The sequence below is a fragment of the Streptomyces sp. NPDC007929 genome (genome assembly GCF_042959065.1).
GTDB lineage: Bacteria > Actinomycetota > Actinomycetes > Streptomycetales > Streptomycetaceae > Streptomyces.
The window spans coordinates 550,757-563,071 of record NZ_JBIBKD010000001.1; the positions used below are offsets into that span (position 1 = coordinate 550,757).

Consider the following 12,315-nt stretch of genomic DNA (forward strand, 5'->3'; position numbering starts at 1 on the left):
GCACCCCATGGGCAACATCAGAGTGGGCCGGCCCCAGGCCAGGCCCGACACGCCCGGACACGTCGCCGGCCTGCACCAGGGCAACAAGGGACCGCGCGAACGGCAGAAGGGCCACCACGAGGACGGCACCGCCGACGCGCGCCGCTCCACCGGGATCCACTGGAAGCGGCATGACACCCTCGCGGACACCATGCCGAACATTTCGCCGGGATGAACCGTGAAGAGGACGAGCAGGGAGTCACCGCGATGAAACGAGCATGCAGACCCGGCGCGCGCAGGCGTGGCGGTACGAGCGGGCAGCGGGTGCTGATGGCCGAGGCCGTCCTGGTGGGCGGTGCCGTCCTGGCCCTGCTCGCCTGGGAGTGGCCCAGCCTGCGGCGGGAGATGCGGATCTGGCGGATGTCCGGCGGATTCCGCGCCGGCCGCCGCTATCCGTGAGCCGGCCGTGCACGAACTGTCGATCGCGACCGCGATCATCGAGCGGGCCGACGAGCTGGCCCGGGCGGACGGGACGGACGCCGTCTCGAAGGTGACCGTCCGGGTCGGCGAGCTGGCGGGCGTGGTCCCCGACGCCCTCGGTTTCGCCTTCGAGGTGGCCCGTGACGGCACCGCCCTCGCGGGCGCCGACCTCGTCGTCGAGCAGATCCCCGCGCAGGCCTGGTGCGGCCCGTGCGCCGAGGAGTTCGCGGTGGGCATGCCCCCGTTCTTCTGGTGCCCGCGCTGCGACCAGCCCTCCAGCGACCTGCGCAGCGGGCGTGAGCTGGAGATCGCCGGGATCGAGCCGATACCGGCATAGACGGACGAAGGGCCCCGCTGATCCGCCGGCGGGGCCCTTCGTCCTGTCCGGTGGTCAGCAGATGCGCGGCAACTGCTCCCCGAGCGGCAGATCCACCACCCGCGTCCCGCCGAGCCCGGTGGAGACCACCACCATCCCCGGATGCTCGGCGACGCACTCGCCGATCAGCGCCGCCCCGGCACCCTGCGGATGGGCCCGCATCGCCGCCAGCACCTCCTCCGCCTGCGACGGCGGTACGAAGGCGACCAGCCGCCCCTCGTTGGCGACGTACAGCGGATCGAGCCCGAGGAAGCCACAGGCGTTCGCCACCGGGTCCGGCACCGGAATCGCCCGCTCCTGAAGCCGGACACCGGTCCCGGAGGCACGGGCGATCTCGTTCAGCGACGCGCCCAGGCCACCCCGGGTCGGGTCGCGCAGCACATGGACGTCCTCGGTGACCGCCAGCATCGCCGCCACCAGACCGGCCAGCGGCGCGGTGTCACTGGCGACCTCCACCCCGAACTCCAGCCCCTCCCGCACACTCATGACGGCCACGCCGTGCAGTCCGATCGGGCCGCTGACGAGGACCGCGTCCCCGGGCCGGGCACGCTGGGGCCGGATGTCCACCCCGGCGGGCACCAGCCCCACCCCGGCGGTGGTGACGTACACCCCGTCGCCGTGCCCGGACTCCACCACCTTGGTGTCCCCCGTGGCGATCGTGACCCCGGCGGCCTCGGCGGCCGACCCCATCGAGCGGGCGATCCGTTCCACGACCGTCAGCTCCACGCCCTCCTCCAGGACGAAGGCGGCCGACAGATACGCGGGGTGCGCGCCACTCATCGCGAGGTCGTTGACCGTGCCGTTGACCGCGAGGTCGCCCAGACAGCCCCCGGGGAAGAACAGCGGCCGGACCACGTAGGAGTCGGTGGAGAACGCCAGCCGCGCGCCGCCCAGTTCGAGGACGGCGGAGTCGGCGAGAGCGGCCAGGGTGGCGTTGCCGTAGGCCGGGGCGAAGATCTGCTCCATCAGCTCCGCCGACAGCGCGCCCCCGCCGCCGTGCCCCATGACCACCACCCCCTGGTCGCGCAGCGGGGCGGGACAGCTCCAGTTGGCCGGGTCGACCACCTCGGTGACGTGCTCAGGCAACGGGAGTCACCTCCTCCTGCGGAGCGGCCCCGGCGGCCTGCGGTGCCGGGGCGTTCATCCGGCGGTAGAGGTAGTAGGCCGCGCACGCGCCCTCACTGGAGACCATGGTGGCGCCCAGCGGGGTGCGCGGTGTGCAGGTGGTGCCGAACGCGGCACACTCGGTCGGCTTGATCAGGCCCTGGAGCACCTCACCGGCCCGGCACGCGGCGGGCTCCTCGGTGCGGATCCCGCTCACGTCGAAACGGTGCTCCGCGTCGAACGCGCGGAAGGCGTCGGTCAGCCGCCAGCCGCTGGCCGGGATCCGCCCGATGCCGCGCCAGGACCGGTCGGTGACCTCGAAGACCTCCTCGATCATGCGCACCGCGGCCGGGTTGCCCTCCTCGCGCACGGCACGCGGGTAGGCGTTCTCCACCCGGTGCTCACCACGCTCCAGCTGGCGCACCGCCCGGCGGATGCCCTCCAGGATGTCCAGCGGCTCGAAGCCGGTCACCACCATCGGCACCTTGAACCGCTCGGCCAGCTCCGGGTACTCGGCCATCCCCATCACACTGCACACGTGCCCCGCGGCCAGGAACCCCTGCACCCGGCACTCGGGCGCCGTCATGATCGCCTCGACCGCCGGGGGGACCCGTACGTGCGACACCAGCAGGCTGAAGTTGGACAGGCCCAGCCGGCGCGCCTGGTGCACGGCCATCGCGTTGGCCGGGGCGGTGGTCTCGAAGCCGATCGCGAAGAACACCACCTCCCGGTCCGGGTTGCTCCGGGCCAGCTCCAGGGCGTCGAGTGGCGAGTACACCACCCGGACGTCGCCGCCCTCGCCCTTGACCCGGAACAGGTCGCGGTCGGTGCCCGGTACCCGGAGCATGTCGCCGAAGGAGCAGAAGATCACCCCGGGCCGCGCGGCGATCTCCAGCGCCTTGTCGATGACCTCCAGCGGCGTCACACAGACCGGACAACCGGGTCCATGGATCAACTCGACCTGCTCGGGCAGCAGTTGGTCGATGCCGTGCCGGATGATCGAGTGGGTCTGCCCGCCGCACACCTCCATCAGGGCCCAGGGCCGGGTGGCGGTGGCCCGGATCTCGTCCAGCAGCCGCCGCGCGAGCTGGGGGTCGTTGAACTCGTCGATGTACTTCACCGGGCCTCACTCCCGCTGTCCAGGCGCTCCGCCGCCGCACGCTCCGTCGCGAGGGTGTCGCCCGCCTCCTTGGCCGCCTGCTCCCAGGCGTCCCCGAACTCCTCCTCCAGCAGCCCCAGTTCCTCGAACAGCTTCAGGGACGCCAGGGCCGACTCCTCGTCCAGACGCTGGAGCGCGAAGCCGACGTGCACGATGACGTACTCACCCACCTTCACGTCGGACACGTACTCCAGACACGCCTGCTTCTGCACACCGCCGAAGTCGATCAGCCCGGTGAGCGGTTCGGCACCGTCGTCGATGGCGACGACCTTGCCGGGCACTGCCAAACACATGGGTCACTCCTCTTGTCGTAGGTGTGCCGCGACCACCAGCTGGCCGAGGGCCAGCCCGCCGTCGTTCGGCGGGACTTCGCCGTGCCGGAGCACCGCGAAGCCGTCCTCGGTCAGCAGCCGAGCGCACTCCTCCTCCAGCAGCGCGTTGGCGAACACCCCGCCGCTGAGCGCGACGCAGGCCAGTCCGGTGTCCTGACGCGCGCCCCGGCAGATGTCCGCCACCGCCCGCGCGACGGCACGGTGGAAACGGGCCGCGAGCACGGCGGCGGGGGTGCCGCGCCGCAGATCGGCGACCAGCGCACGCAGCACGGGCGCCGGGTCGAACCCGTCGGCGAAGGCGTACGCGGACCGGTCGGCGCCCCACGCCGGCACGGCCGCCGCCTCCAGCTCCAGCGCGGCCTGCGCCTCGTACCCGGCGCGCTGGCACACGCCCACGAGCGACGACACGGCGTCGAAGAGCCGGCCCATGCTGGACGTCGGTACACAGGCCAGGCCGCCGGTCAACTGCCGCCGCAGCATGGTGAGTTCCTCGGGCAGGCAGGCGGTGACGCACGGCAGGTCCGCGTCCCACGGCAGTCCCGCCGCCCACAGCCGGGCCAGGGCCAGACGGCACGGGTTGGCCACGCCCGCGTCGCCGCCGGGCAGCGGGGCGGGGGAGAGGCGGGCGTAGCGCCGGAAGCCGGTGTAGTCGGCGAGGAGGATCTCGCCGCCCCAGACGGTGCCGTCGTCGCCGTAGCCCGTGCCGTCGAAAGCGACGCCGATCACGGGGGTGGTGCCGTCCAGGCCGTGTTCGGCCATCGCGGAGGCGATGTGCGCGTGGTGGTGCTGGACCAGCACCGGGGCGCGCCCGGCCGTCCGGGCGGCCCAGCGCGTCGAGTGGTACCCGGGGTGCCGGTCGGCGGCGACCAGCTCCGGGCGCACCCCGGTCAGGCCCCGCAGGTGCAGGTCCGCCCGCCGGGCCGCCTCCAGCGTCGTCAGATCGCCCATGTCGCCGATGTGCGGGCCGAACCAGGCCTGGTCGTCCGCACCGAGGCACAGGGCGTTCTTCAGGTCGCCGCCCACGGCGAGGGCGGGTCGCACCGGGACCGGCAGCCGCAGCGGCCGGGGCACATACCCCCGGGACCGGCGCAGCACCTGCTCGGTGCCGTCGGGCCGCACCCGCAGCAGGGAGTCGTCGCAGGGCGACGCGATGGGCCGGTCGTGGGCGAGCCAGGCGTCGGCCAGCCCGGCGAGGCGGGTGAATGCCTCGTCGTCGTCCGTGACGATCGGCTCCCCGGAGCGGTTGCCGCTCGTCATGACCAGGACGCGCGGGCCGGGCGGGTCACCGGGCAGGCCGAACAGCAGGGTGTGCACGGGCGTGTAGGGCAGCATCACGCCGAGGTGCGGGCTGCCGGGGCAGACGCCGGGGGCGAGCCCGTTCGCCTCCGTGCGCCGGCGCAGCAGCACGATGGGGCACCGGGCGCCGGTGAGGGCGGCCCGTTCGGGCGCGGAGAGGTCCGCGATCCGCCGTACGTCGTCGAGGTCCGCGCACATCACCGCGAACGGCTTGCCACCACGGGCCTTGCGGGCGCGCAGGGTGTCGACGGCCCGGGCGTCGGTGGCGTCGCAGGCCAGGTGATAGCCCCCGAGGCCCTTGACGGCGACGATCCGCCCGGCGGCCAGCAACGCCCGTGCCGACGCCAGGGCCTCGCCGTCCCGGGCCGGACGGACCGCGCTCCCGGCCGCCGGCACCAGACGCAGCCGGGGGCCGCAGTCGGGGCAGGCCACCGGCTGGGCGTGGAAGCGGCGGTCGAGGGGATCGCCGTACTCGCGGGCGCACGCGGCGCACAGCGGGAAACCGGCCATGGTCGTGACCGCCCGGTCGTACGGCATGCCCGTGGCGATGGTGAAGCGGGGGCCGCAGTGCGTGCAGGTGATGAACGGGTGCCGGTGCCGCCGGTCGGCCGGGTCGCGCAGCTCCCGCAGGCAGTCCGGGCAGGTCGCCGTGTCGGGCGGGAGGTGGGTGCTGCCGGGGGAGCGGTCGGTGGAGCGGATGCCGAAGGTGCCGTCGGCACCGGTGGCGGGCAGGTCCTCGAAGCCGACGCCGGTGACGGTGGCCAGCGGCGGGGGTTCCTCGGCCAGCCGGGCGCAGAAGGCGGCGACGCCGTCCGGCGGCCCCTCCACCTCGATGAGGACGCCGCTCGCCGTGTTGCTCACGAAGCCGGCGAGCGCCAGGTCACCGGCGAGGCGGTGCACGAACGGGCGGAAGCCCACGCCCTGCACCGTGCCGCGCACGGTGACGCGCCGGCGCACCGCCCGGGTGGCGGGCGCCGTCACGGGACGAGGCCGGCTTCGGCGCCCTCGTGCGTGTGGGTGTGGGTGTGCGGGCGGGGTGCCAGGGGTGGCCGGTGGACGGGGCCCCCGTCCCGGACGGCCAGCACACGCTCCAGGAGAACGTCCACGCCGGTGCCGGTGCGGGCACAGGAGCGCACCACCTCCACCCCGGGGTTGACCCGCTGGACGTTCGTCTCGAACGCCGTCTCGTCGAACCCGGCCGGCCCGGCCAGATCGGTCTTCGTCAGCACCACCAGCTGGGCGGAGCCGAAGGCCGTGGGGTACTTCAGCGGCTTGTCCTCGCCCTCGGTGACCGCCATGAGCACGATCCGCAGGCTCTCGCCGAGGTCGTAGGAGGCGGGGCAGACCAGATTGCCCACGTTCTCCACGAACAGCAGCGACGTGCCCGCGGGCAGCCAGCCCTCCACGTGCCCGCGCAGCTGCCTCGCCTCCAGATGGCACAGCCCGTCGGTGAGCAGCTGCTTCACCGGAGCCCCCGACCGGGCGAGCCGCTCGGCGTCGTTCTCGGTCGCCAGGTCGGCGGTGAGCGCGGCCACCGGAAGGCTCCGCCGCACCGCCCTGGCCAGCACCCGCCCGAGCAGTTCCGTCTTGCCGCTGCCCGGGCTGGACAGCAGGTTCACCACGCTCACCCCGCGCCGGGCCAGCTCCTCGCGCAGGCCCGCGGCCAGACCGTCGTTCTTGGCCAGGACGGCCTGGGTGACCTCGTCCACGGAATCGCACATGGGTGCCGCTCCTCGCGGGTCGGTAGGGAAATCGTTCCGCTACCGATCCTGAGTGCCGCCGCGCACCATGCCCGGCAGCCCGGCCGGGGACAGGGCGGCGGATTCGTCCGGGCGGGTCAACGCGGGCGTCGCCGCGGGGTCGGCGAGCAGCACCGGCACCAGGGTGTGCAGCGCCGCCACCGCCCGCCCTACCGCCTCGCGCACCGTCGCGCTGATGCCCGGGGCGATGTCCTCGTCGGCCGGGGCCCGCAGCTCGGGCTCGCAGGCCAGCACCAGGACGCGGGGGAGCGGCTCGTCGCCCAGGTGGGCGGCCAGGGCGAGGACCTTCGCCGGGTCCATGCCGTGCGCCTCGGGCGGGGCGCCCGCCGTGGCGCCGTCGGGCGGCTCCGGCTCGATCAGCGACAGCGTGCCCGGCTCGTGCCCGCGCACCGCCGCGTCGACCAGGACGGCCGTGTCGTAGCCGTCGAGCAGCTCGTAGGCGAGGTCCATGCCGCGGATGCCGAAGTCCCGCACCCGCACCCCGGGCGGCAGCGGGTCCCGGTCCAGGGCCCGGATCACCTCGGGGCCGAAGGCGTCGTCGGCGAGGAAGATGTTGCCGACCCCCGCCACCAGGAGCCGCGCGCTCATGACGCGTCCCCGGTGACCAGCGGCCGGGCGGAGCCGCTGGGGAGCTTGCGGACGAAGGCGGACCGCAGCGCGTGGTAGGGAGCCCGCGGGTCGAAGAACGTGGCGCGCATCCGGGCGAGTTCGGCCCTGCGGTACTCGGCGAGGGGCCGCGCGAGCTCGTCGGCGTGACGGGCCGTGGCCTTGGCGGTGATCCGGCGGGGAAGGTCCGGGTCGGCGGCCAGTTCGGCGGCCAGGCGCTGGATCTCCGGGGCGAACTCCTGGGCCTCGACCGGCACCAGACGGTCCACCAGCCCGATGCGCCCGGCCGTGGCGGAGCTCACCGGCAACGCCTCGGTCGTCAGCCGCTCGGCGGTCTCGGCGCCCACCCGGCGGGGCAGCGAGTACGTCCAGTACTCCGATCCGTACAGGCCCATGTTCCGGTAGTGCGGGTTGAGGACGCTGCCGGTGCGGCACCAGACCTCGTCGGCGGCCAGGGCGAGCATGACACCGCCGGCCGCCGCGTTGCCGCCGAGGGCCGACACCACCAGCCGGTCGGTGGTGCGCAGCACCGCCTCGACCAGGTCGTCCAGGGCGTTCAGATTGGACCAGGACTCGCCCGCCGGGTCGCTCGCCGCTTCGATGACGTTGAGGTGGATGCCGTTGGAGAAGAAGTCGCGGGCGCCGCCGAGCACCAGTACCGAGGTGGGCCGGGTCAGGGCGTACCGCCAGGCGGCGAGCAGCCGGCGGCAGTGGGTGGTGCTCATGGCCCCGCCGGGGAACGAGAAGGCCAGGAAGCCGACGGGACCACTCTGCCGGTAGCGGATGTCGGTCCAGGTGGTGCGCTCCGGGGGCAGTTCGAGCGGGACGGCGATCTCGGGCAGCCAGTACGGGCGGTCGTACGCACCCGGCATGCCCGGGCCGCTGCCGGGCGGGGCGGGAAAGCCGGCGAGCACCGAGGCCGCCGGGCGGCGGAACGGCGCCGGGTCACCGGAACTCTTGCGCGGACGCAGCTCCGGGATCCACACCGCGCCGTCCCGGGTGGCCCGGCAGAGCGCGCCGGCCCGGGTGGCGAGCAGTTCCCCGGGCTCCCCGCGCAGCCGGTCCTCGGGGTGCCCGCCGTGCAGGAACACCTCCTGGCCGCAGATCTCGTCGCGGACGCCGGGTTGCGAATCGGCCCCCCGCAGTTTGCGCAGCACGGTCGCCGTGCTGTCGTGCTCCCAGTCGATCCGCCGCTGCTCCTGACGGAAGTGGTCCCGCCACACCACGTGGGTGCCGGGCTCGTTCTGCGGGCGCGGCTTGTACGACCCCTCGGCGTAGCGGCGCACCGCCAGCAGTACGGCGGCCGTGGCGGCATCCGCCACCTCGTTGCGGTACATGTCGCTCTTGCCCACCGGGGGCACCGTGAAGGTGTGGTCGGCCCATACGTCGCCCGCGTCCATGGCCGCCTCGGCCTGAAGCACCGTCACGCCCCACTCGGACGCCTCCTCGGCGATGGCCCAGTCCAGCGACGACGGGCCCCGGTCCCCGGGCGGCCCCGGATGCACGATCAGGCAGGTGTGCTCGCGCCACACGTCCTCCGGCACGGCCGACTTGAGCATCGGGGCGACGATCAGCTCCGGACCCACCTCGCGTACGGCGGCCCGGACGGCGTCGGGACCGTGCGAGGCGAGCACGACCTCCACATGGTGCCCCTCGTCCGAGAGTTCGGCGAACACACGCTGGGACAGGCTGTTGAACGCGCTGGCGACGAGCAAGATGTCCATGACATCGCATGGTCGCCCGTCGGGGGAGGGCGGTGAAGGACCACGGCGGCGTTTCGCGGTCCCGGACCGCTTCCGGCCGAACGGATACGCGGACGCTGCGTGTGATTCCGATCGGCCGTTGCTCGCGAACGTATTCGACATTACGGTCCTGCGGTGATCACCCGGCGCACGCCGGAGCGGGCATCACGAGGGGACCCTCCATGCACAACCGGCCCACGGGCCTCATCCGCAACCCGGTCCTGCCCGGTTCGCACCCGGACCCGTCGATCCTGCGCGTGGGATCGGACTTCTACCTCGCGACGTCGACGTTCGAGTGGTATCCGGGCGTACGCCTGCACCACTCCACGGACCTGGCGCACTGGCGCCCCCTCGGCGGCGCCCTGACCGGCACCAGGCAGCTCGACCTGACCGGCTGCCCGGACTCCGGTGGCGTCTGGGCGCCCAGCCTCAGCCACGCCGACGGCCTGTTCCACCTCGTCCACAGCAACGTCTCCACGTACACCGGCGGCTTCACCGACTGCCCCAACTTCCTGACCACCGCCCCTTCCATCGAGGGCCCCTGGTCGGAACCGGTCCTGCTGCACGCCCGCGGCTTCGACACCTCGCTGTTCCACGACGGGGCGGACAGCTGGCTGCTCAACCTGGTGCACGACTGGCGTCCGGGCCACGGAGGTTCGGCCGGTCTCGAGGCGCGGCGCTACGACCGGGCCGGGCGCCACCTGACCGGTGACGCGGTCCCCATCGCGCTGCCGCCGCAGGCGGGCTGGATCGAGGGCCCGAACCTCTACCGCCGCGGCCCCTGGTACTACCTGCTCACCGCGGACGGCGGCACCGGCTACGACCACCAGGTCACCGTCTCCCGCTCCCGCACCCTGACGGGCCCCTACGAACGCGACCCGAACGGCCCGCTCCTCACCGCCCGGGACCACCCCGACCTGCCCCTGCAGAAGGCCGGGCACGGCAGCCTGGTGGAGACCGGGGACGGGCGGTGGTACCTGGCCTACCTCGTGGCCCGGCCGCACGGGCGGCGCGGGCCGTGCGTCCTGGGCCGGGAGACGGCCCTGGCGCCCGTCACCTGGACCGCCGAAGGCTGGCCCCGCACCGGGACGGGCCTGCCCGCCCTGGAGGTGCCGGCGCCCGGCCTGCCCCCGGGGCCCGGTGCCATGGACCTCGGGGACTTCGCGGACCCCGGGGTTCTCGCGGACGGCACCGACGGGTTCGACGGCCCCGTCCTCGGCCCTCACTGGTCGACCCTGCGCCGCCCCGCGTCCCCCGACTGGCTCTCCCTCACCGAACGCCCCTCCCATCTGCGGCTGCACGGCGGCCGGTCCCCACAGAGCCTGATCGGGCCCAGCCTCGTGGCCCGCCGGCTGACGGTGGCGCGCTGCGCGTTCGAGGCGACGATGGAGTACCGGCCGGGGACGTTCCAGCATCTCGCCGGGATCACCGCGTACTACAACACCGGCAACTGGTACTTCCTGTACGTCACCGCGGACGACGCGGGGGAGCCCGTGCTGCGCATCGCGAGCTGCGACCGTGGCCGGCTGGGCGTCGACGAGGCGGGTCAGGCACGGCTCGGGGGCGCGACGCGGCTGCGCCTTGGCCTGGACGTCGACGGCGCCGAGCTGCGTTTCCGCCACGACACCGGCGGCGGCTGGGAGCCCTTCGGGCCCGTCCTGGACGCCACGGTCCTGTCCGACGAGCACGCCGAGCACATCGAGGACGGCCGGATCCGCTCGCTCGGCTTCACGGGGGCGTTCGCCGGCCTGTGGGCCTGGGACCTCACCGGGGGCGGGCACCACGCGGACTTCGACGAGGTGACGTACCGGAGCGGGCACTGAGCGCGGGTCCGGTGCGTTGGGGGGTGTGGAACGCTGGGCGTGATCGGCCACGACGGGCCGCCGGACACGGGGGAGAGCAATGACGCGAACGGGAGGGCGATCAGGCGGCGCGCCGCGCGGTGTGGACGTGGCCCGGCTGGCCGGCGTCTCGCAGAAGACGGTCTCGCGCGTCCTCAACGGGGAGCGGTACGTCTCCGACGACGTACGCCGACGGGTCCTCGCGGCGGCCGGGGAACTGGGCTACCGGCTGAACAGCGCGGCCCGGGCCCTCGCCTCCGGGCGGACCCGCTCCATCGGCGTCGTCACCCTGGGGACCGCCCTCTACGGCCCCGCGTCGCTGCTGATCGGCGTCGAGCGGGCCGCGCGCGACGCCGGTTACGCGCTCCGCGTCGTCAACACCCTGGAGGGCGACCCGGGAGGGCTGGCCGGTGCCGTGGAGTCGCTGCTGGAACAGGGCGTGGACGGCATCGTCGTCTCCGAGCCGATCGACGAGGGGCCGGTCTCCCTCAGCGTCGACGTTCCGGTCCTCGTGCTGGGCGCGCCGGCGGCGTTCGGCGGCGCCCGCACCATCGCCGCGGGCGTCGGCGCCGAGCTCCTCGCCCGGGCCGCCACCGGGCATCTGCTGGATCTCGGCCATCCGACGGTCCACCATCTCGCGGGCCCGCAGCGGTGGTTCGCCGCCCGGGACCGGCTGGCGGGCTGGCGCGGGGCCCTGGCCGAACGCGGCATCGAGGAGCCGGCCGTGCTGCAGGGCGACTGGTCGGCCGCGTCCGGATACGCGGCGGGCCGCGAACTCGCCGCCCGCCGCGACTGCACCGCCGTGTTCGCCGCCAACGACGACATGGCCATCGGCGTCGTCCGCGCCCTGACGGAGGCCGGGCTGAGCGTGCCGGACGACGTCAGCGTGGTCGGCTTCGACGACATCCCCGTCGCCGCGTACGTCACGCCACCCCTGACCACCGTCCGACAGCCCTTCGACGCCGTGGCCCGCGACGGACTCCGCCTCCTGATCCAGGCGATCGAAACCCCGGACAAGCCCCTCCCCCCACCCCCCGACCCCCCGATCACCCTCATCCTCCGAGCCTCGACGGCACCACCACGCGCGGGCGCGGCCTGAGGCCCCACCGCGACCGACCAGTCTCATGACTCACGTCGGTCCGTGCCGCGGCGCTCGCAGGCCACCAGAGCGCGGCGCGCCAAGGCCGGGGCTTGCGGCCGGTCCCATGGCACCGGCCGACTGCGCCCGGCAGGCCGCCCCGCGCGCCCTTGGGGCGGCCCCGGGGTGGGGTGCCACGTGATCCGGCTCGTGGCCCAATCCGGCCACCGTGCCACTGCCCTCACCGCGAGCCCGCCGCGCGGCGCCTGCCGACCCCGTCGCCCTGCTGGACGGGTGACGCTTGCCGTGCCGCGCCCGAATGCAGGTCAAGGCCCATGCCGGGCACCGTGTCGCGTGCTCGCCGCGAGCCCGCCGCGCGGCGAGGGCCAGGCCCGGCGGCCCGACCGGGCTCGTGGCATTTGCCGGGCCGCGCCGAGGCGCTCGTCGCGGCCCGCCGCGCGGCGGGCCGCCAAGCCGGGCTGGGCGCGCTGGCGCGAGGCACCTGCCAGGCCGCGTCTGAAAGCCGCCCTGCTCGTGCCCTGCCCTCGTGCTGGCGCGAGGC

The 12,315-nt window shown here is 74.5% G+C and carries 12 protein-coding genes; 5 read left to right on the forward strand and 7 right to left on the reverse strand.

From position 1 onward, the window contains the following. Positions 1-7 precede the first annotated feature (7 nt). The 3 genes from ACFZDE_RS02480 to hypA are packed head-to-tail and all read left to right on the forward strand — an operon-like array spanning position 8 to position 796. Positions 8-214: a hypothetical protein gene (locus ACFZDE_RS02480; protein WP_390990925.1), complete on the forward strand. Its 207-nt coding sequence runs from the start codon at positions 8-10 to the stop codon at positions 212-214. After that, a complete protein-coding gene (locus ACFZDE_RS02485) occupies positions 211-438 on the forward strand; it encodes a hypothetical protein (RefSeq protein WP_391196684.1) in 228 nt (75 codons plus the stop codon). Before ACFZDE_RS02480 ends, ACFZDE_RS02485 begins: the two co-directional genes overlap by 4 nt. Positions 439-445: 7 nt before the next feature. After that, positions 446-796 (forward strand): hydrogenase maturation nickel metallochaperone HypA, encoded by a 351-nt coding sequence (gene hypA, locus ACFZDE_RS02490; protein ID WP_390990919.1) that lies wholly within the window; start codon positions 446-448, stop codon positions 794-796. Positions 797-850: 54 nt separating this feature from the next. On the opposite strand, the gene hypE is transcribed toward hypA, so the two are convergent. From hypE to ACFZDE_RS02525, 7 genes are all read right to left on the reverse strand, one after another. Then, the gene (gene hypE / locus ACFZDE_RS02495; RefSeq protein WP_390992304.1) at positions 851-1,840 is read right to left on the reverse strand and encodes a hydrogenase expression/formation protein HypE; all 990 of its coding nucleotides are present in this window, start codon (positions 1,838-1,840) and stop codon (positions 851-853) included. A gap of 73 nt (positions 1,841-1,913) precedes the next feature. Continuing rightward, on the reverse strand, positions 1,914-3,059 hold the full coding sequence (gene hypD, locus ACFZDE_RS02500; RefSeq protein ID WP_391196687.1) for a hydrogenase formation protein HypD: 1,146 nt from the start codon (positions 3,057-3,059) through the stop codon (positions 1,914-1,916). Further along, entirely contained in the window at positions 3,056-3,391 is a 336-nt protein-coding gene (locus ACFZDE_RS02505) for a HypC/HybG/HupF family hydrogenase formation chaperone (RefSeq protein ID WP_391196689.1), read from the reverse strand. Before ACFZDE_RS02505 ends, hypD begins: the two co-directional genes overlap by 4 nt. Positions 3,392-3,394: 3 nt before the next feature. After that, a complete protein-coding gene (hypF, locus tag ACFZDE_RS02510; protein WP_391196691.1) occupies positions 3,395-5,707 on the reverse strand; it encodes a carbamoyltransferase HypF in 2,313 nt (770 codons plus the stop codon). Beyond that, positions 5,704-6,447: a hydrogenase nickel incorporation protein HypB gene (gene hypB, locus ACFZDE_RS02515; RefSeq protein WP_390990908.1), complete on the reverse strand. Its 744-nt coding sequence runs from the start codon at positions 6,445-6,447 to the stop codon at positions 5,704-5,706. Before hypB ends, hypF begins: the two co-directional genes overlap by 4 nt. 39 nt (positions 6,448-6,486) lie before the next feature. Beyond that, positions 6,487-7,074 (reverse strand): hydrogenase maturation protease, encoded by a 588-nt coding sequence (locus ACFZDE_RS02520; protein WP_391196693.1) that lies wholly within the window; start codon positions 7,072-7,074, stop codon positions 6,487-6,489. Next, positions 7,071-8,816, reverse strand: coding sequence for an enoyl-CoA hydratase-related protein (locus ACFZDE_RS02525; protein WP_391196696.1), 1,746 nt, complete (start codon positions 8,814-8,816; stop codon positions 7,071-7,073). Before ACFZDE_RS02525 ends, ACFZDE_RS02520 begins: the two co-directional genes overlap by 4 nt. Before the next feature lie 200 nt (positions 8,817-9,016). On the opposite strand from ACFZDE_RS02525, the gene ACFZDE_RS02530 reads away from it, so the two are divergent. After that, positions 9,017-10,657: a family 43 glycosylhydrolase gene (locus ACFZDE_RS02530; protein ID WP_391196699.1), complete on the forward strand. Its 1,641-nt coding sequence runs from the start codon at positions 9,017-9,019 to the stop codon at positions 10,655-10,657. Positions 10,658-10,736: 79 nt separating this feature from the next. Next, positions 10,737-11,774 (forward strand): substrate-binding domain-containing protein, encoded by a 1,038-nt coding sequence (locus ACFZDE_RS02535; RefSeq protein ID WP_391196702.1) that lies wholly within the window; start codon positions 10,737-10,739, stop codon positions 11,772-11,774. Positions 11,775-12,315 lie beyond the last annotated feature (541 nt).